This is a genomic window from Xenorhabdus japonica (genome assembly GCF_900115195.1).
Classification (GTDB): Bacteria; Pseudomonadota; Gammaproteobacteria; order Enterobacterales; family Enterobacteriaceae; genus Xenorhabdus; species Xenorhabdus japonica.
Window position 1 is genome coordinate 79,741 of sequence record NZ_FOVO01000002.1, and the last position, 21,726, is coordinate 101,466.

General features: G+C 41.9%; 15 protein-coding genes. 6 read left to right on the forward strand and 9 right to left on the reverse strand.

The features are described 5' to 3' along the window. Positions 1-41: 41 nt before the first annotated feature. Complete coding sequence (tgt, locus tag BM135_RS01370; protein ID WP_092517117.1) at positions 42-1,166, reverse strand: tRNA guanosine(34) transglycosylase Tgt; 1,125 nt, start codon at positions 1,164-1,166, stop codon at positions 42-44. 111 nt (positions 1,167-1,277) lie between these two features. Beyond that, positions 1,278-2,381, reverse strand: a complete 1,104-nt coding sequence (gene queA / locus BM135_RS01375) for a tRNA preQ1(34) S-adenosylmethionine ribosyltransferase-isomerase QueA (protein WP_092517119.1) — start codon at positions 2,379-2,381, stop codon at positions 1,278-1,280. Positions 2,382-2,485: 104 nt separating this feature from the next. Here queA and BM135_RS01380 point away from each other — a divergent pair, with 104 nt between their 5' ends. The 3 genes from BM135_RS01380 (at position 2,486) to ggt (ending at position 5,915) form a co-directional block, all read left to right on the forward strand. Further along, a complete protein-coding gene (locus tag BM135_RS01380; RefSeq protein WP_092517120.1) occupies positions 2,486-3,073 on the forward strand; it encodes an acyl carrier protein phosphodiesterase in 588 nt (195 codons plus the stop codon). 221 nt (positions 3,074-3,294) lie between these two features. Continuing rightward, positions 3,295-3,897, forward strand: coding sequence for a peroxiredoxin C (locus BM135_RS01385; protein ID WP_092517121.1), 603 nt, complete (start codon positions 3,295-3,297; stop codon positions 3,895-3,897). Positions 3,898-4,154: 257 nt separating this feature from the next. Continuing rightward, positions 4,155-5,915: a gamma-glutamyltransferase gene (ggt, locus tag BM135_RS01390; protein WP_092517122.1), complete on the forward strand. Its 1,761-nt coding sequence runs from the start codon at positions 4,155-4,157 to the stop codon at positions 5,913-5,915. A gap of 148 nt (positions 5,916-6,063) precedes the next feature. Here ggt and brnQ read toward each other — a convergent pair whose 3' ends face one another. From brnQ to phoB, 3 genes are all read right to left on the reverse strand, one after another. Further along, complete coding sequence (brnQ, locus tag BM135_RS01395) at positions 6,064-7,404, reverse strand: branched-chain amino acid transport system II carrier protein (protein WP_092517123.1); 1,341 nt, start codon at positions 7,402-7,404, stop codon at positions 6,064-6,066. Between the two features lie 388 nt (positions 7,405-7,792). Next, positions 7,793-9,094 carry a phosphate regulon sensor histidine kinase PhoR gene (phoR, locus tag BM135_RS01400; RefSeq protein ID WP_092517124.1) on the reverse strand — a complete coding sequence of 434 codons (1,302 nt, stop codon included), beginning with the start codon at positions 9,092-9,094 and terminating at the stop codon, positions 7,793-7,795. 76 nt (positions 9,095-9,170) lie between these two features. Continuing rightward, positions 9,171-9,860, reverse strand: coding sequence for a phosphate regulon transcriptional regulator PhoB (gene phoB, locus BM135_RS01405; RefSeq protein WP_092517125.1), 690 nt, complete (start codon positions 9,858-9,860; stop codon positions 9,171-9,173). A 277-nt stretch (positions 9,861-10,137) separates the two neighbouring features. On the opposite strand from phoB, the gene sbcD reads away from it, so the two are divergent. Both sbcD and BM135_RS01415 read left to right on the forward strand, forming a co-directional pair. Continuing rightward, entirely contained in the window at positions 10,138-11,355 is a 1,218-nt protein-coding gene (gene sbcD / locus BM135_RS01410; RefSeq protein ID WP_092517126.1) for an exonuclease subunit SbcD, read from the forward strand. Positions 11,356-11,372: 17 nt separating this feature from the next. Beyond that, the gene (locus BM135_RS01415; RefSeq protein ID WP_092517127.1) at positions 11,373-15,080 is read left to right on the forward strand and encodes an AAA family ATPase; all 3,708 of its coding nucleotides are present in this window, start codon (positions 11,373-11,375) and stop codon (positions 15,078-15,080) included. Positions 15,081-15,529: 449 nt separating this feature from the next. On the opposite strand, the gene BM135_RS01420 is transcribed toward BM135_RS01415, so the two are convergent. The 4 genes from BM135_RS01420 to exbB all read right to left on the reverse strand — a co-directional run bounded on the left by BM135_RS01420 (position 15,530) and on the right by exbB (position 19,972). After that, a complete protein-coding gene (locus BM135_RS01420) occupies positions 15,530-16,582 on the reverse strand; it encodes an alpha-xenorhabdolysin family binary toxin subunit B (RefSeq protein ID WP_092517128.1) in 1,053 nt (350 codons plus the stop codon). Positions 16,583-16,623: 41 nt separating this feature from the next. Then, on the reverse strand, positions 16,624-17,838 hold the full coding sequence (locus BM135_RS01425) for an alpha-xenorhabdolysin family binary toxin subunit A (RefSeq protein ID WP_092517130.1): 1,215 nt from the start codon (positions 17,836-17,838) through the stop codon (positions 16,624-16,626). 694 nt (positions 17,839-18,532) lie between these two features. Beyond that, on the reverse strand, positions 18,533-18,958 hold the full coding sequence (gene exbD, locus BM135_RS01430; RefSeq protein WP_092517132.1) for a TonB system transport protein ExbD: 426 nt from the start codon (positions 18,956-18,958) through the stop codon (positions 18,533-18,535). 6 nt (positions 18,959-18,964) lie between these two features. Further along, positions 18,965-19,972: a tonB-system energizer ExbB gene (exbB, locus tag BM135_RS01435; protein WP_092517134.1), complete on the reverse strand. Its 1,008-nt coding sequence runs from the start codon at positions 19,970-19,972 to the stop codon at positions 18,965-18,967. A gap of 474 nt (positions 19,973-20,446) precedes the next feature. Here exbB and metC point away from each other — a divergent pair, with 474 nt between their 5' ends. Next, positions 20,447-21,640 (forward strand): cystathionine beta-lyase, encoded by a 1,194-nt coding sequence (metC, locus tag BM135_RS01440; protein ID WP_092517135.1) that lies wholly within the window; start codon positions 20,447-20,449, stop codon positions 21,638-21,640. The last annotated feature ends 86 nt before the right edge of the window (positions 21,641-21,726 follow it).

The window sequence follows — 21,726 nt, forward strand, 5'->3', positions numbered from 1 at the left end:
TCAATATGCTACACATATTGAGACTGATTAGTCACGATAAATTATATATTTAACGGCGGAACAGGTTTACTGATCTGCTGATAAAACTCTTCAACAAACTGTTCCAGTTTATCTTCTTCAATGGCTTTGCGAATTCCAGCCATCAAACGCTGATAATACCTTAAATTATGTATCGTATTCAGCCTTGCACCAAGGATTTCGTTACAACGATCTAAGTGATGGAGATATGCACGGCTATAATTGCGGCAAGTATAGCAATCACAATGCTCATCCAACGAAGAAGTATCTTCTTTATGTTTAGCATTGCGGATTTTGATAACGCCTTCAGTCACAAACAAATGACCATTGCGGGCATTACGTGTTGGCATCACACAGTCAAACATATCGATACCACGGCGAACACCTTCAACCAAATCTTCTGGCTTGCCGACCCCCATTAAATAGCGAGGCTTATCCTGTGGGATCTGAGGACAAACATGTTCCAGAATACGGTGCATATCTTCTTTAGGTTCACCAACAGCCAAACCACCTACAGCGTAGCCATCAAAGCCGATTTCCACCAGACCTTTTATAGAAACATCGCGCAAATCTTCGTAAACACTGCCCTGAATAATACCAAACAAGGCATTTTTATTATCCAACTCATCAAAACGCTGACGACTACGGGCAGCCCAGCACAATGACATTTCCATGGAACGTTTCGCATAATCCCAATCAGCAGGATATGGCGTACATTCATCAAAAATCATGACAATATCGGAACCCAAATCATATTGGATCTCCATCGATTTTTCTGGGCTGAGGAATACTGGGGTTCCATTGATTGGGTTACGGAAGTGAACACCCTCTTCCTTAATTTTACGCATAGCACCGAGGCTAAAAACCTGAAAACCGCCAGAGTCAGTCAGAATCGGGCCTTGCCATTGCATAAAATCATGCAGGTCACCATGTAATTTCATGATTTCCTGTCCCGGGCGCAACCAAAGGTGGAAAGTATTTCCCAATAGGATCTGCGCTCCCGTTTCTTCCACTTCTTCGGGAGTCATGCCTTTTACCGTGCCGTAAGTACCCACAGGCATAAATGCCGGGGTTTCCACAACGCCACGATCAAAAATCAATCGACCACGACGGGCATTTCCATCCGTCTTTTGTAACTCAAATTTCACTTAACCTCCAGACATCAAAAAAACAGTCTGATGTTTGTTTATACGCCATTCAAACCAGCGGAGCTGAAATGAAGAACAATTTTGATTTTAGAATCTTTTATTCCAAGCTATTTATTTCGATACCGCGGCGTCCGATGCTGCCAATTCTTTTGAAGGCACAGTATTTCGATTGATAAACATCGCATCACCATAACTGAAAAAGCGATATTTTTCTGCTACCGCTTCTTTATAGGCATTCATGGTATTTTTATAACCCGCAAACGCCGAAACCAGCATGATAAGTGTGGATTCTGGCAGATGGAAATTAGTAATCAGTGCATCTACAACCTGATATTCAAATCCAGGGTAGATAAAGATCTGAGTATCATCAAAAAATGGCGAGATAATCCCATCCTGGCAAGCTCTCGCGGCACTTTCCAGTGAACGGACGGAAGTTGTTCCTACAGCAATAACTCTATTGCCACGCGCTTTACATGCCAGTACCGCATCCACGACATTCTGTGGCACTTCAGCATATTCAGCATGCATCACATGATCTTCGATGGTTTCCACCCGCACCGGCTGAAAAGTACCCGCACCAACGTGCAAAGTGACAAAGGCCATCTCAACGCCTTTTTTACGCAGGGCAGCCAGAAGAGGCTCATCAAAATGCAATCCGGCAGTCGGTGCAGCCACTGCGCCCGGACGTTCGCTATAGACTGTCTGATACAACTCGCGATCCGCATCTTCATCAGGACGAGCAATGTAAGGAGGCAGAGGCATGTGACCAATCTGATCCAAAATGGTCAACACATCACGCTCATCATCAAAACGGATTTCAAACAAAGTATCGTGACGCGCCAGCATCGTTGCCTTAATGCTCTGGGTTTCACCGAGAACGTCCTCACCGAGAATAAGTTCAGCGCCTTCTTTCGGTGCCTTGGAGGCCCGAACGTGAGCAAGCACTCGCTTATTATCCAGCATCCTTTCGACTAAAACTTCCAATTTTCCGCCCGTTGCTTTACGGCCAAACAAGCGTGCAGGAATGACGCGGGTATTATTGAAAACCAACAGATCACCGGCTTCCAGCTTATCCAGCACATCAGTAAAAATACCGTGCGTCAGCTTTCCTGTTTCACCATTAAGGGAAAGCAGGCGACAAGCACTTCGCTGCGGCTGGGGATAGTGAGCAATTAGCTCTTCTGGCAGTTCAAATGTAAAATCAGCGACACGCATTTTATCTGTATCATTCAAAAAAACAGGCGGACTAGTCTAGTGCTGCAAACGCAAGGGTGCAACAAAGAAGCATCTAGTTTAACTATTTACGGTATACTTCCACTATGAATTTTCTCGCACACCTTCATTTAGCTGCATTATCAGAAAGTTCTTTATTGGGGAATTTGATGGCGGATTTCGTCCGGGGTTCTCCTGAAGGCGCATTCAGTTCTGACGTTGTAGCGGGTATCCGTATGCACCGTCGGGTAGACAGCCTGACGGACAAGCATCCGCTTGTCACGGAAGCACGCAAATTATTCCGCTACGAATATCGACGCGTTGCACCAATTACTCTTGATATTATCTGGGATCACTTTCTTTCCCAACATTGGGACGAATTTGAAAAAAATTACTCTCTACCTGAGTTTGTCAATTTTGCCCGCAACAATATAGAGCCTCATCTCGCTTCAACGCCTGAAAAATTTCAAGAACTGAACAGTTATCTCTGGTCACAGGACTTGCTCATCCGTTATGCCGATATATCATGCATCGCCAATGTCTTGCAGAGCATGGCACACAGGCGCCCGAAATTATCCGCACTAGCGGGATCATATCAGGATATAGAAAACCATTACCTTGATTTTGAAGCACTATTTTGTCAATTCTATCCAGAAATGATGACATTAGCGTTAAATAAGCGTTTACTTGAGTAGGAGGTTTTTCCAGACCTCATATTTTGCATATCTTGTATTTTTCACAACTTGCACTTTTCATAAATAGCTTTATCTTATGTAGGCCAAAGGAATTAAAACCAAATTATTGATAGGTGATATCTATTACATCGATTGGTATTTTATCCTTTATTGCTATACCCTAATTCCTTATGCTGTAACCCGTTTTTACATAACACCTTTTAAAATCACAGGAGTCAATTATGGTTTTAGTAACCCGCCAAGCCCCTGACTTTACAGCTGCTGCGGTTCTCGGTAACGGTGAAATCGTTAATAATTTCAATCTGAAAAAACACTTGAATGGCCGCCCTGCTGTTATTTTCTTCTGGCCAATGGATTTCACTTTTGTCTGTCCTTCTGAGCTGATCGCTTTTGATCATCGCTATGAAGAATTCCAGAAACGTGGCGTTGAAGTTATCGGTGTCTCCTTCGACTCTGAGTTCGTTCACAACGCATGGCGTAAAACCCCAATCGACAACGGCGGTATTGGCGAAGTCAAATACCCAATGGTCGCTGACATCAAACGTGACATCATGAAAGCTTACGGCATCGAGCACCCAGAAGCTGGCGTTGCTCTGCGTGGTTCTTTCCTGGTTGACAAAAATGGTGTTGTTCGTCACCAAGTAGTTAACGATCTGCCACTGGGCCGTAACATTGATGAAATGCTGCGTATGGTTGACGCTCTGCAATTCCACGAAGAACACGGTGAAGTTTGTCCTGCACAATGGGCAAAAGGTCAAGAAGGCATGGGCGCTTCACCTGAAGGCGTAGCAAAATACCTGACCAAAAACGCTGACAAGCTGTAATCTCTATCAAGCTTAAATAGTTCATAATATTTGAACTGCCATAAACCAGTCGCTTAGTCGGCTGGTTTTTTATACTTAATTCAATTTCCCATCCATTATGTTTACCTATCTAAAATTTCTTACCTCATTGACTTCTTCATAGAAAATCACCTTCCAAAAATCCTGAGCTTTAGATAATGTAAGTTACATATTTACAACATAAAAGCCATAACCATTCAAATCCATTAACAGTAATCTTATCCTCAGGAGAACAACACATGTTCAAAACATGGAAAATTCCACTTATAGCTGTATCCCTACTCATTTCCACCCCACTTTATTCTGCTACTGAACCTGCTGTTGAGGCCAAACAAGGTATGGTTGTCAGCTCACAACACCTTGCTTCACAAGCTGGCATAGACATTCTCAAAATGGGCGGAAACGCCATTGATGCCGCTGTTGCCGTTGGATATACCCAAGCTGTGGTTAATCCCTGCTGCGGCAATATTGGCGGTGGCGGCTTTATGACCATTCATCTCGCCAATGGCAAAGATACTTTCATTAATTTCCGTGAAACAGCCCCTGCCGCAGCCAGCGCTGATATGTATTTGGATAAAGACGGGAATATTATCAAGGGTGCCAGCCTGTATGGTTATAAAGCAATTGGTGTACCGGGTACAGTCATGGGACTTGAAGAGGCACTAAAAAAGTACGGTACATTGACCCGCGAACAAGTCATGGCACCAGCCATCAAGCTGGCGCGCGAAGGCTATATTCTTACCCGTGGCGATACCGATGTTCTGGACACTACAGTTAAGCGTTTTGCTCAAGATCCGGAAGCTGCCCGTATTTTCCTGCGCAAAGATGGTACGCCATTCGAACCCGGTGACAAGCTCATCCAAACAGATTTGGCCAACACGCTGGAAATGATAGCCAAACAAGGGCCTGATGCTTTTTATCACGGCAAAATCCCTCAATTAGTTGAAGCAGCATCAAAAAAATCAGGAGGGATTATTACCGCAGCAGATTTTGCCAATTACTCCATCACAGAAACAGCTCCTATCACCTGTAGTTACCGTGGCTATAAATTCATCTCTTCTCCGCCTCCCAGCTCTGGTGGCGTTACGCTATGCGAGATATTAAACATAGTTGAAGGCTATGATCTTAAATCCATGGGATTCAACTCTGCTGCCTATATTCATACATTGACCGAGTCCATGCGTCACGCCTATATGGATAGAAATACCTATCTGGGCGATCCAGCATTTATTAACAATCCACTTGATCGGTTGTTGAGCAAAAGCTATGCAGAATCGATCAGAAAAGAAATTCAGCCCAACAAAGCCACTCCATCAGTGAATATTCAGCCGGGCAGTCGCCCTCATGAAAAACCAGAAACTACACATTATTCCGTAGTGGATAAAGAAGGAAACGCAGTATCAACAACCTATACCATTAATGGGCGTTTTGGTGCTGTCGTGATTGCACCAGGAACCGGCTTTTTCCTAAACGATGAAATGGACGACTTTACAACTAAAGTTGGCGAGAAAAACCTGTATGGACTAGTACAAGGTGCAACCAATTCAATCGCCCCTGGTAAGCGCCCACTATCATCCATGAGTCCAACACTCGTGACCAAAGATAATAAAATATTTCTGATCTTAGGTTCACCGGGAGGCTCACGCATTATCTCCATCACGCTACAAAGTGCCCTGAATATCATTGACTTCAACATGCCACCACAAGAAGCTGTCAATAGTCCACGAATTCACCATCAATGGTTACCTGATGAAGTTTATTATGAGCAACGTGGCCTATCGAAAGACACCCTGAATTTACTGGAAAAAATGGGTTACAAAATGGTGGAACAGACACCATGGGGAGCGACAGAATTAATCATGATTGGATTACCAGGCGCAGCCGGTGTAGCTCCAGATTCATTAGGCAATGATTCAGCCGTATCAGGTATTGTCCGTGAAGGTTATATCTACGGTTCCAATGATGTACGGCGACCTGCCGGTGCCGCCATTGGTTATTAATTCAGCGTAAATAAACAAAGGTGAGTTGTTTTTATCAACTCACCCTTATCATCTCTATATCACCACTTACATCATAAACAGAACCTTGTATCATGAGCGGGCTTATGAAGTTAGCAGATAACCGCTTGTAATGAGCAAACCTTACTTCCTACTTTTCGTCATGCTGCACTTCATACTTTGGGAGTTTTACTCCTCCTGTGATACGGTCATAAATAGCACACACAGCAATAGTCAGCACAGTAGGCAGTAACCAAGCCAGACCTTGATCTGCCAGTGGCAGATGCTTCGCCCACTCAGGCAGTAAATGAGACAGATACTCAGAAGATTTTACTGCATCCAAAAGCCCGAATAGCAAGCTGATAGACATTGCAGGTGCCAGAATGCGTGTAGGGTTATGCCACCAGCGGATTGTAAAACTCAGCAATATCAGCGCGATACATGGTGGATAAATTGCCGTCAGTACTGGAATTGAGAACTTAATCAAATGGCTTAAACCCAGATTAGAAACCAGCATCGAGAACGTACCCAAAATCAGCACCAGAGTACGATAGGACAACGGCAAATAACGGCTGAAAAATTCAGAACAAGCACAAGTCAAGCCAACAGCGGTAACTATACAAGCAATGAAAATCAGCACCGCGAGGAAGAAACTACCGTAGTTACCAAAAACATTTTGGACATAGGCATGCAAAATCACTGCACCATTTTCTGCTGTAGGTACTAATGTACCGCTGCTTTCCCCTAGTTTGAATAAGGAGAGATACACCAGCGCTAAACCAAGACCTGCAATCAAACCAGCCCACATGGCATAACGAGTTAACAGGGAAGAAGCCTCAATCCCTCTGGAACGTGCTGCATTGACAATCACAATACCGAATACCATCGCGGCCAGCGTATCCATTGTCAAATAGCCATTGACAAAACCATTTGAGAACGGAATTTCCTGATAGGTTCCAGTGGCAGGAATAGGCCCCCCAGCTGGCAACAGTACCGCCGCAATACCCAAAATTGCCAATGCCAGAATTTTGATTGGAGCCAATATATGACCGATGCTATCCAACAGCTTGCCCGGATATAATGAAATCAGCATCACTAGCGCAAAATAGATCACGCTATAGATGAATAGAGGAAGCTCCCCCGTTCCGGTAAGAGGTGCAATACCCACTTCAAAAGAGACCGTTGCCGTTCTTGGGGTTGCAAACAGAGGGCCAACAGCCATATAGCAGACAGTTGCCAGAATCAAACCTGCAACTTTTCCAATGGGAGAACTGAGTGCCTCAATTCCTCCACCCACTTTTGCCAAAGCGATTACAGTAATGACTGGTAAGCCAACAGCAGTTAGCAAAAAGCCTAGTGCAGAGATCCAAACATTCTCTCCTGCCTGCAAACCAACCAGAGGCGGAAAAATAATATTTCCCGCTCCAACAAACAAGGCAAAGGTCATAAAACCTAATGCCCAAATATCCTTCGATGATAAACGGTGTGCCATAATGATTGTTAATGTATTATTGCCAAAAGAAATGAATGTACGATAGTCATATCGCAACCACTTGAATTTTCACTGGCGAGACTGAATTCTGATTTAACAATCAGTGATAAACATAATATTCACTGATAGATGCAAGATACAGAATGATAGTGGTAATACAGCTAGAATCGCCAACAACAGCCCACAAGTAAAACTTTTATAGCGTTAAAAGGCAAGGGTCAAACCAAAAACTAGAACAATATTCCAAACTAATTTTCAAAATCAGTGATTATTGTTATCTATCATTGAATACACACTATATGATTTGCATATTTCTTGCTCATATTGATTAATAAATCATTTTTTGTCTATATTGTTATCACTTAGTTATATCAATCTTGTTGTTTTCTTATGAAAATTTTTTAGCAGAAACGATAAGCCGAGACGCCAATAGAAAACTAAAAACAGATCCTTTCCCTAAGGCACTCGAAATATCAAGACAAGTATTGTAGTGATGCAGTGCATGTTTCACTATCGCCAAACCTAACCCACTGCCCCCAGTTTGACGCGAACGGGAACGATCTACACGATAAAAACGTTCTGTCAGACGCGGTAAGTGTTCAGTGCTAATTCCATCGCCATTATCTTTCACTTTGAACAGGGCACCCTGAGAAACATTTTGCCAACTAATCTCAATTCTTGTTCCCGGAGAAGTATGTTTAATGGCGTTGTAGACAAGGTTCGACATTGCACTGCGCAACTGTTCTTCATTACCGAAAACTTTCAGCTTTTCATCAATGTTAAACACAATATCGTACTGCTCATTACCCAAGGCTAAAGCCTCCTGCTGCAATATTTTCAATATGTTAGGGACATCAACAACTTCATTTATATCCACTTGTGGCCCCACTTCGATTTTGGAAAGATGCAACAATTGCTGAACCAGGCTATCCATTCTCCGTATTTGTTCCTGCATCGTACCAACGGCTTTTTGATTTAACTTATTGCTGCATGTCCGATCCTCCATCATCTCCAAATAACCTTGCAGTACAGTAAGCGGTGTTTTCAGTTCGTGACTCACATTGGCAAAAAAATCCCGTCTGGCATTTTCCAGCTGTCGTTTTTGGGTAATATCGCGTGCGACCATCAATAATTGCGTCTCGGAATAAGGCATGATGCGGAATTCCATCATATTTCCATTATTCAATTCGATGGATAGAGGGCGGGAAAAATCATTCACCGTGATATAACGGCTGAAATCGGGGTAACGAAGTAGATTGAAGATATGCTGACCATTATCCTCAGGCCAACGAAACCCAAGTAAATGTTGTGCCAGACGATTACACCAAAAAATATTGCCTTCCGTGGTCATCATCACAATGGCATCCGGCAGTGATTCAGCTCCACTGCGAAATCGCTTGATTAATAATGCCAGTTCACGACGCCGTTTGCGATTGCGTTGCTGCATCTGGTAAATACCATAAAAGATAGGTTCCCAGCCGCCATGACCAACTGGCGGTAATGTACTGCGATCCAGCCATAACCAATCGGATAACTTCAGCAAATTATAGCCATGCCATACCAGAGCTAAAAATAGCGCGATAACCAGCAACCATGCCAAATGACCAATAAAAAGAGACAAAATGACAGCAGGCAAGCAAAAAAGCACAAGACCCAATACCAACTTTTTCCAAGATAAACGTTCAAGCATGCTACTTTACTCCGGAATAAAAACACTAAGACTAAATTACTAGTCAATACCCCAATGCCAACATCATCAATAACAGTCAATAACGGATAGAAAAGCGGTATCCTGTACCCCGCACAGTCTGTACCATCTTATCGTGATTTCCTATCTCCAACGCCTTGCGTAAGCGTCTAATATGTACATCAACCGTGCGGTCTTCCACATAAACATCTGTTCCCCACACATAATTGAGTAACTGTTCGCGGCTATAAACACGCTCAGGGTGAGTCATAAAAAAGTGGAGAAGCTTGAATTCAGTTGGCCCCATTTCCAAATCCTGTCCCTGACTGGAAACGCGGTGGGATGATGGATCCAGAATCAATCCATCCATATCGATAATGTCTTCCGCCTCCATAGGTGAAAGACGACGCAAAACAGCCTTGACGCGGGCAATCAATTCCTTGGGCGAGAAAGGTTTCGTTATATAGTCATCGGCTCCTACATCTAAACCACGTACCCGATCTTCTTCTTCTGTCCGGGCAGTTAGCATAATGACAGGGATCGTCTTGGTATTATTATCCCGTTTCATTTGCCTGATAAGTTGTGTTCCCGATCCCCCCGGAAGCATCCAGTCCAATAATACTAAATCTGGATAAGGCTCAGACAAACGTCTTATTGCTGTATCGTAATCTTCGGCTCCAATGGCCTGATAACCGTTTTGCTCCAGTATAAAACAAACCATTTCACGAATCGGTACTTCATCTTCAACTACCAAAATGCGTTTCACCATGGTTAATCCTGCTAATATCATTAAAGTCAGCAACATTCACTTTGAAACATTATGAGTCAATTTTATGACAATTTTATGAAAACTATTATTTCTTAATCATCAAGAAACAAACCGACTCTCAAAAAAAATCTTGCGCCTTTTTCATATTTCATTATGAATACGAACCAGCTCGAAAATTCAGTAAAAGAAACTGAATTGCACAGGACATCCCTCACACTACCATTATAATTAGCGCTTGTAACAGGTAGGAAAAACACACAGGCAACGGCGGGAAATCATGCGAATAATTCATACATCGGACTGGCATCTTGGCCAATATTTTTTTACCAAAAGCCGCGCCGCAGAGCATAAACACTTTTTGCAGTGGCTGATTGAAAAAATCGTGCAGCATCAGGTTGATGCACTGATTATTGCTGGCGATATTTTTGATACAGGCTCTCCTCCCAGCTATGCACGCGAACTTTATAATCAATTCATTGTGGCACTACAGCCCACAGGCTGCCAGCTTGTCATTCTCGGAGGAAACCACGATTCCGTTGCCACGCTCAACGAATCAAAATCCCTCCTTTCTTACCTGAATACTACTGTGATTGCCAATACTGAATCCGGAGATATAGCGCAACAGATAAAGATTCTGAATAACAAAGATGGCAATGCAGGAGCGATTCTCTGCGCCATTCCCTATCTTCGTCCACGGGATATCATGACTAGTCAGGCGGGGCAATCTGGCGTACAAAAACAACAAGCATTACAAGATGCCATCACCGAACACTACCACAAGCTCTACCAACACGCTTGTGCATTACGGGAACAACTCGGCCAGCCATTACCGATCATTGCCACTGGTCACCTCACTACAGTGGGGGCTTCCACTACGGATTCCGTCCGTGATATCTATATTGGTACATTAGATGCTTTCCCTGCACAGGCATTTCCACCCGCTGACTATATTGCACTAGGGCATATCCATCGCCCGCAAGTTATAGGTAAATCAGAACATATCCGCTACAGTGGTTCCCCTATTCCACTCAGTTTTGATGAAGTGGGACAAGAAAAAAGTGTCAGCTTAGTAGACTTTCAATCAGATAAGCTCAATAGCATCACACTCTTGCCAATACCCCATTATCAACCGATGCAACTTATTCGAGGGAATTTGAAACAAATCGAAGAGCAATTACAGGCTTTCAAGGAATATCAGGGAGAACGGCCTGTTTGGCTGGATATTGAAGTTGCAACTCAAGATTATCTGCATGATATCCAGAAACGTATCCAGACCTTGAGTGAAGGTCTGCCGGTCGAAATCATCCTGCTACGCCGCAGCAAAAGCGCTCGTCCACTTTCACTGTCTGAACAAAATAAAGAAACACTTACCGAACTCAGCGTAAATGAAGTCTTCGAGCGTCGTTTGATGCTGGCAGAAATAGACGATCTTTCCCAGAAACAACGCCTGACCACCCTGTTTAAACAAACGCTGGATGATATTTCTCAGCAATAACATGAAGAGAACACGCTATGAAAATTCTTAGCTTACGGCTGAAAAATATCAATTCCCTGCAAGGTGAATGGAAAATTGACTTTACAGCAGAACCATTTTCCAGCAATGGATTATTTGCTATTACCGGCTCAACTGGCGCAGGAAAAACCTCCTTGTTGGATGCCATTTGCCTCGCCCTTTATCATGAAACCCCACGGCTCAAAACCATTTCTATTTCACAAAATGAGCTAATGACTCGCCATACCGCTGAATGTCTTGCTGAAGTGGAATTTGAAGTCAAAGGCGTCGCTTATCGAGCCTTTTGGAGCCAGCGCCGTGCCCGTAACCAAGTAGATGGCAAACTGCAACAACCAAAAGGAGAATTAGCCCTCAAAAAAGAGGGAAAAATCTTGGCTGATAAGCTCCCAGAAAAAAAAGAAAAAATTGCCGAAATAACCGGACTGGATTTTAGTCGTTTTACCAAATCCATGCTTTTATCACAGGGAGATTTTGCCGCATTTTTAAATGCGCAGGATAAAGATCGGGCAGATCTACTGGAAGAGTTAACTGGTACAGAAATTTACGGCATTCTGTCCCAAGAAATTTATCAACGCCATAAGGAAGCACAATCTGAGCTGAATATTCAGCAGGCCAAAGCCTCTTCCATTGAATTACTCACGCCAGAACAACAACAAACATATCAAAATCAACAGCGACAACTTATTGCAGAAGAAGCTCAACTCAGTCAACAAATGAAAGCGTTGCAAATTGCCGAACAGTGGCTATTTCGACGGAATGAACTACAGCAATCACTGGTAAGTAATGCTTCCCTTTTGCAACAAACCGAGCAAGCTATTCAAGAAGCTCAACCTCAATTACAACAACTTGCCGCCAGCGAACCAGCAGAGAAAATTCGTCCGTTGTGGGATGCACAAAACCGGGCTTTCAACGAGAAACAGCGGCTCACTGAACAACGTATAAAAATAGAGAATGAGCGCCAGCAACAACTGGAAATGCAGCAACCTGCGGAACAACAACTGATACAGTTGGAGAAAATTCGGGAAGAGCACCAACATCATCAAAATCAGCAGGAAAAGCTCATCTCAGAGCAAATTATGCCACTCGATCATAAAATTGATATTCAATCCAAAGATCTGCTGAAATTTGAAAAAGATATCACAGGGCAAAATCGCGATCTAACTGACATATTATCCCAATACCAAATCGCACAAAATCAAACAGCCGCCTTGAATAACGAGCAAAAGGCGTTGGCATCCTATTATGAGCAGCACCCTTATTACCGCAATTTAGATAGCAAACTACCGGAATGGAAACAGTTATTCACTCGCCAGAAAGAGCGACAAGAAAAAATAACCCAGCTCACTCAAAGTACCCAACAAATCGCTTCTGATCTTACCCGCACAACCGAGCATTTAAATACATTGAATGCGAAATTGGCTAAACAACAAGAACAGCACCAAACACTGGACAACAGCGTGGCCTCTGCTGAAAAGCAACTCGCAGCTTTGCAGCACAAGCACCCATTGGAGCAGTTACAGAAAAATTTAGAAGATTATCAGAAACAATTGGCATCACAGAACCAACTGGAGATCTTGCTCCCCCAGATCCAACAGTTACAAACTACGATCACGACTGATCAGAATCAGTTGATACAATCCCAAGCATTGATAAAAGCCTTACCGGATCAGATCGCAACCCTCAACCAACAATTGGCAGACAAACAGCAACATTATGATGATCTTACCAATCGAATTCGTTTAGAGCAGCGGATCGTCAGTTTGGAAAAAGAACGAGCACAATTAAAAGAAGGTGAACCTTGTCCGCTTTGCGGCTCAACTCACCATCCTTTAATCAGCGAATACCAGAATATTGCGCTACCGCACTCAGAAGAGCGTTTGAAATCTCTGCGACAACAGATTGATAAATTTCAAGAAAATCGCACAACCCTACAGCAAAAACAACAAATTCAGCAGCAGCACTGCGAACAATTGCAACGAAATATTGCACAGTGCAATGTTAAGTTGACAGAATTGACTAAACAATGGGAACACCATTGCCAACAATTACAAGCTATAGAACTGTCTATGAATGAAGAGTCAGTTAATCATTTTATCAGTCAACGGCAATCTACCTACCATCAGTATCAGGCTCAACAAGAAGCACTTTTGCAGGCAGAAAAAAACCATCAAGTAGCCGAAAAAGCACTCGTCGCCAATCGGGAACAATATCAAGCCAGTGAAAAGACCATCGAGCTGGAAAAGTACAAACTGGATTCAGCCCAGAAGCAATTGGCAGAAAAAACGGCAGATATTCAACAAATAGAAGCCGATTATGCAGCTACATCACAGCAGTTAACTACAGAGTTACAGCCGACACCTTTCACACTTCCAACCCATCAGGAAACCGAAAACTGGCTGCAACAACGTGAGCAAGAGTCAAAAAACTACCATGATTCACGTGAAAAGTGGCAGCAACTGCAAAACGAACAAACAGCCTTGCAAAGTAAGGTGAGTGAATTGGATAAGCAAAAAAATAAGCTCACTGTCCATATTCATACTTTAAATGAGCAACAGCAGCAGCAAAAATTGTTATTGGAGCAAACGTGTCAGGAACGTCAGCATTTATTTGGCGAACAATCCATAATTGTCGTTCGTCAGGCTTTGCAGCAAAAAACCAATGAACTGGAAGTGGCCTGTAAACAAGCTGCTCTTCACCTGCAAAAACTACAAAACAAAATGAGTCAATTAACCGGAGCTGCCAGTGAAATTGAAAAAAACCACACCGCTGCCGAAGTAAACTGCAAACTTGTTGCCAGTCAATTCCAAACAGGCTTGGAGAAGCAAGGTTTTCCCGATCAATTATCTTTTGAACGAGCTTTATTGGAACCGGAACAACGGGAAAAATTACAACAGTTACAGGAAAAACTTGAACAGCAACAATTGCAAGCCAAAACACGGAATCAAGAATCTCAAATAGCCTTACAGCGGCACACAGAAATGCAGCCTCAGTTACCTGAACAATATTCGCTTGAACAATATGCAATTGAACAAGAAGACCAGCAATTATCCACCGTATTAGCCGACGTTACGGCTAAGTTGAAATACAACAACCAGCAACAAGGTGAAGTCAGAACCCTATTGAACAGCGACGCAACTCGCCGTCAACAACAGCAGGAGTTACTTGCACAAATCACTTTTTCACAACAAAACTATAATGACTGGAGTTATCTCAATAATCTCATTGGCTCTGCGGATGGTGCTAAATTCCGCCGTTTTGCTCAAGGTCTGACATTGGATCACCTTGTACATCTGGCAAATATCCGGTTGGAAAAATTACATGGGCGTTACTACTTGCAACGCAAAGATGATGGCAGTCTGGAATTACAAGTCGTTGATACTTGGCAAGCAGATGCCATTAGAGATACTAAAACTCTTTCCGGAGGAGAAAGTTTCCTTGTCAGTCTTGCCCTTGCTCTCGCCTTATCTGATCTAGTCAGTAACAAGACTCAGATAGAGTCCCTATTCCTTGATGAAGGCTTTGGCACACTTGATCCTGAAACCCTGGATATTGCTCTGGATGCACTGGATCATCTTAATGCCTCAGGAAAAACCATCGGGGTAATCAGCCATGTAGAAGCCTTAAAAGAACGGATTCCCGTTCAAATCAAAGTGGAAAAAAAGAATGGATTGGGATTTAGTCAGTTAGCGCCAGAATTTCGGGTTTAACACAGAAATTAGCCATCAAATTTGCTGAAATAACAAACAACCTGAGTGGTGTGTATTTGAGCCAGTTCGAAGACAAAACAGACCGTATTTTAATATTACACTGCCATTGCGTTTGATTAATCGCATTGATACCAAAGTTAAACAGCATCCTGAGTATGGCAGCCGTAATGCATTCTTAGCTCTGACTGCACATAAGGCGTTGCAATAAATCATGGAGAGCCTGCCAAAGCAGGCCCTCAGACCATTGACAAACTTCATTTAACCTAATGCTTAATGACATAAAGATCTTTCGTTGCTGTCATATCAGTAAGATTAGAATAGTAGCTTCCAATATAAGGCTTCACTAATTGAGCTGTCACATAATAATAAACAGGAGCAATAGGAGTATCTTTTGTCAGAATATCTATAGCCTGTTGAAAATCATCAATGTGAATATTCACCCAATATATTTATTTCAGCATATTATATTGCGCTGCCAAATTATCCAAGAAATCTAATTGTCCTTTTATCAGAACCGTTATATTGGTCTGATTAATTTCCTTACCTGATAATTTGTGTAATTGATTGGTGAATGAACTCCACGCTTGCTCCAGTTTAACCGCCTCGGAAAGCATAGTGGTGCGTTCTGTATCGATTTGTATCACATCGTTTAAACCAGAAAGCCGCTGTTCTGTTTCCCATAATGTAGTTTCCAGCGTGTCAGATTCTTTCATTACCTGATCGATTTGATCACTGAGTTTCATTCTGGCATCCGCCAAATCGATATATTTCAATCCTTCAGAAACTTTGCCCAATATTTTTCTGGTAATCTCAGCACCTTGTTTAATAGCCTGTTTTATGGCTTCTTTTTTAGGTTGTGTGAGGTCTAAACTATCAATATCACTGGCGCTTGGGATAAAATCCTTAAACATATCGGCAATATTATTTGCGCGAATGACATCCTGACTTTCGATAACGTTATCCCGTTCAGCATCCAATTTATTTCTTTTTTCGGTTTTACCCTTAATATCGCTCTGTAACTCAGCTTTTCGTAATTCAGTTTGCGTCAAAATCTCCTCTAAACGTTCTGCAATCACCATATTTCGGATATCACTGATTTTTGAAGATAACTGATTGGTTCTGCCTGTGAAACTGACAATCACATTATCAATATCTTGTGATAATATTTGGATCAATTGATCACGTTCTTCCAGAAGAGCTTGACGATCATCATCACTCAAATCAGGAGCAGCCAAAGCCTCATCAATTTGATTAATTGCTTTAAAAGTTTCTCCCACAGCAAACTGGCTGAGTATCGGTGTTAATTGTGATAAAGAACTACGTACTAATTCATTGAGGTCACGACAATAGAGCCTGATGCGTTTAACTTTTTCCTCAATGATTGCAATACTCGAAGTTTGTCGTTCAGCCAAAAGCCAAATAGTATTTGCTGCCTGATTCAGGGCCTTAATATTAATTTCTGGGTACAAGATTTCTTTTTGTAAGATGGTATTTTCAGACATTTTAATATTCCTTTTATTTTGTATATTCTTCTAAGAAGAAATTAGCTATAGAGTTTCTTATATTCTGCCAGTGCCTCATCAAAAGTTTTAACTAATTGCGCAGCAGAACCTTGTACTTCTTTCCAAGGGCTAATAACTTGCTTAAACGTTGTTACAAAAGAGGTCAGTTTCAATGCATTATTAATCTCAGCAAACTTATCTTTTGAAGTCGTAATTTGTGTTAACATTGTGCTCCACATGAAATCCAAGTGGTTTAAGGCAACTTCTGCATCCAGCATACATGTATGAATGCTATAAAAATTCAGGGACAAATTTTGAATAGCCGTTTGCAAGACACTTTTATCTTTCACTTGATTTTGCAAACCGTTGACTTCATCGATCAATTCATTTTTTCGTTTACGGGCTTTTTCTGCTTTATCACCGAAAATACCGCCGGTAATCGCCCAACCAATAATTCCCCCTGCCATTCCCGAAAATGCCAGACCAACATATTTATCATAATCTCTTTTGAGTTGTTCAATCTCTTCGTTCTTCTCTTCGATCCTATTTTGTAAATCTTTTATAGTAGATGAAATATGATTATCATCCATCAGTTTTTTCTTATTATTGACCTGAGGCTGTAATCCCTGAGCAATATTGCCATCTGATAATGTCCCACCAATCAGTGTAATTTTAAAATCGGTTACCGCATTTTTAACTCTCTGAGTATTTTCCTGTTGCTTTTTAATATCTTTTTTCATACTTTCGAAAATATTACCCAGCTCAACAGCAATCTCTTCATCATCATTGGTATAAGTTATTTTAGCTAATTTCTCATTAGTTAAATCGCCTAATTTTGTCTTGACGCGTTCAATGATCGGCATTTGATCAATAACGCTGATTATATCTCCTCCTGTTTCGGTAATTTGTCTACCAGCATTTTCCAAGTCGATACTTTGCTGTTGAACTTTACTTTCTACATTACTCCAGCTAATTGCATGATCATGAATATCTTTAAACAAGGAGGTAATATTTATGGGTTTCAAGCCATTAATATCAATATCGTTGTAACCAATATAATCCTTGACTCCCTGCAAAGTAAAAGGAAGTTCTAAACTATGTTTAACATATAATTTAATACTAATGAGATCTTCTTTAGTGAAGATACCCCCTTGGCGAGCAGCCCCCTCTATCTTACTGGTTAACATTTTTAAGGTAATAGTGGGAACTTCTGTTACGGATATCTTATTTTCCGCCAAAAATTCATTTAATGACATGTTGTTCTCCATTAGTGTTATTCGCTTAATTCATATTAATTAAACTTGGTATTTTTCCATCTGAAAACCCTTTTATCTTAATATGATTAAAATACTCACATTTACATTAAACCTAATGTAAAAAGGTGATATTTTTATCTGGACATTTATTTTAGCTTTCCCGATTTATTTTGTTTATTTTCATTATGAAAGAGTTTTAATAAAATTAAAATTTTACTAATTTATCATTTAATTAACCAAAATAATCAGATTAATAAACTATTATCAATATTTATTTGCAGCATATTATATTATATATTCCAACCATTCATGGAAAACTAAGTCAGAAGATATCCCCATCAGAAAATAAAATAATAGAAGAATAACTCAAGTTAAATACAAATCTAATGATATGAGTATAAATAAATATAGAAAAAACAATCCTACATTTACTTTTTTTAATACATAAGCCAGACTTGTAAGTCACAAGAATAAACAAAAAAAAATAATGCCATTATAAATGGCATTATCCTGAAAAAACGGCATTGGTGATATCCTGATAGGATGTTCACCTAAAGGCAAAGTGACTTTTAGGAATTAAGTGAGATACAAATAATAAACTCAGAAGACGGTTTTAAAGGTTAAAACTGCCCGACTTCACTAATCGGGCAGTTTACTATTTTGGTCGTTTATCTTCTCAGATAATCAAGAAGGGTTATTGAGCGGAAACGGACTCCATCCCCACTAATCCGACTTTGAGGTAACCTGCTTTGCGTAGAGAATCCATTACGCTCATCAGAGTTTCATAATCCACAGTTTTATCTGCCTGGAAGAAAATTGTTGTTTCTTTGTTGGATTGCGTGGTTTGATCCAATATCAAAGACAAGTTATCACGATCAACCACCTGTTCTCCCACATACAACTGTTTATCTGCTTTCACAGTCAAGAATACAGGTTTTTCCGGTCGTGGTTGCGGTTTAGCGGACGATGCAGGCAAATCAACTTTAATATCTACGGTTGCCAATGGTGCTGCCACCATGAAAATAATCAGCAGCACCAACATCACGTCAATAAATGGCGTGACGTTAATTTCATGCAGTTCACCGCTATCGTCCAAATCTTCATTAAGACGTATTGCCATAATTTATTACCTTGCTTCTGCTTTTTCTGCTTTGCTTTCAGCCAGATCAAGATCACGCCCCAGCAACAGGATTGCCTGAGCTGCCATATCACCCACCTGACCACGGTATGATGAAATAACGCGGGCAAAGACGTTATAAATCACTACCGCAGGGATCGCCGCCACCAGACCCAATGCTGTCGCCAGCAGTGCTTCCGCAATACCCGGTGCTACAACGGCCAAGTTAGTGGTTTGTGAGTGAGCGATACCAATGAAGCTGTTCATTATCCCCCAAACAGTACCAAACAGCCCCACAAATGGCGAAATTGCGCCAATGGTCGCCAGATAACCGTTACCACGTCCCATATGGCGGCTGATTGCTGCTACAGTACGTTCCATGCGGAATGAAGTCCGTTCTTTGGTTCCAACCTTGTCAATACTATCAGCAGACAGGGCACGCTCTGATTGTGCTTCACTCAACAGCAAACGGCTGATGCTGCGATTGCCAAAGTCTGCTGCAATTTTCACTGCCGTATCCAGATTGGCAACGTCAACCAAAGCCAATTGCTCTTTACGTAAACGGCGGCGAGCCATTAAGAGTTCAACACCTTTGGAGAAAAACAGCGCCCAGGTAATAACAGAAGCGATCACCAGCCCCACCATGACAGTTTTTACTACCGCATCCGCGTTTTGGTACATGCCCCAAACAGACAGATCTGTTGCGAAACCACTGGACAAGTTTTCAGAGTCGTCTTGGATTGGTGCCACAACTGTTTCAGTGGTCGGGGTTTCTGTCGTTGTCAGATTTTCTGCTGTATCAGCCGCCACAGTTTGCGGTGCTGTGGTTGATGGTACGTCAGTTTTCTGCGTGTTAACTGTTAGCTCAGTCGCTTGTGGAGCTACGGGAGATGCTGGTGTTGCCGGAGCGGCTACCTGAGCAGCAGCCTGATTTTCTGGCGCGGCTAGCACTGTATCAGCCCATGCTGAACTTGTTAATCCAAGTGCCAATAGAATAGAAGCTGTCAAATTACGCATCAGTTAGCCTTACTCTCTTTCTTATAGATTCTGTTACTTAGCAGTGAATCACGTTTACTCATCTTGCTAATCCTAATATTTACTGAATCAGGGTTCTCTTTTTCATCTTGTATCTCCATCATCTTGTCGGTTGCAGCTTGATTACTGCACTGCGAGGTGAATTAAGGGAGATGCAGACTACGTTTGAGTCCTGATTTATGCTTCTTACCACGAAAGGGGAAAAAGTCCGCTGCAAATAATATCAGACATTGTGCGATTTGATAGTAATTATCATTACTATTTAATAAAAAAGTACAAATTAATGATGTCCCTTCGTTAATCTATTCTGATTTACCTTCAACAACTCACCTTGAATTTTCGTCAAGTTGCGCGAATCCTTTTGGCAAAACCGTCCTAAATCTTTTAACTTGCTAATCATTATTTGAACAATTTTATTGAAATCATAAGCAGGAAATTAACTTGGGGAACGACGCCATGACAGAAAAAAAGCTAGAAACCTTATTGGTCAGTGCAGGGAGACAAAAAAAATTTACGCAGAGCGCCGTCAATCCCCTTATTCAACGTACTTCATCTGTCATTTTCGATACTGTTGAAGATTTAAAGCAAGCCTCGAAGAACCGTACCAAAGGTGAATTATTCTATGGACGCCGTGGCACACTGACACATTTTGCCTTTCAAGATGCAATGGCAGAGCTGGAAGGCGGCGCAGGCTGTGCCCTATACCCTTCCGGGGCGGCAGCAATTACCCATTCGATTTTGGCATTCGTAGAAACGGGTGATCATGTTCTAATGACAGGTACTGCTTATGAACCCACGCAGGAATTTTGCGATCACTTTCTGAAAAAAATGGGGATTTCCACCGATTATGTTGATCCAATGATCGGAGAAAATATTGTTTCGCTGATTCAACCCAATACCAGAGTTCTCTTTCTTGAATCACCCGGTTCCCTGACGATGGAAGTTCAAGATATTCCCGCCATCGTGTGTGCGGCTCGACAAGTTAATCCTGAAATTGTGATTATTATCGATAACACATGGGCGGCTGGGGTACTGTTTAAAGCCCTTGAATTTGGCATTGATATTTCCGTTCAATCCGCCACAAAATACATTATTGGTCATTCAGACGGAATGCTGGGTACAGCAGTCGCCAATGCACGATGTTGGGAGCAGCTCAGAGAAAGATCTTACTTGCTAGGGCAAATTGCCGATCCCGATACGGTATACATGGCAAACCGAGGGCTGCGCACATTAGCAATCCGTTTAAAACAGCACGAAGAAAACAGTATCAAAATTGCAAAGTGGCTCGCACAGCGACCGGAAGTTGCTGAGGTCTATCACCCTGCTTTACCTTCTTGCTCAGGACATCAGTACTTTCAGCGTGATTTCACCGGTTCCAGCGGGCTATTTTCTTTTATTTTGCATACTCAGCTGACACCTGAACAATTCGCTGATTATCTCGATAATCTGAGCCATTTTAAGATGGCCTTTTCGTGGGGAGGTTTTGAATCATTGATTTTGGGAATTCAGCCGGAAATGCTTAAGCAACTACGTCAGTACCACTCGCCACAGAAAACCGGCACCTTATTCCGCCTCCATATTGGGCTGGAAAATCCACAGGATTTGATTGACGATTTGGAAGCGGGCTTTGCTCGTTTGGCGATTCGTTAACGTCAAGAGAGCCTTAATGAAGGCTCTAACAGCCCAAGACGGTTAAATCATGGCAATTTTATTCATTGTTCATCGCTTATCGTAAG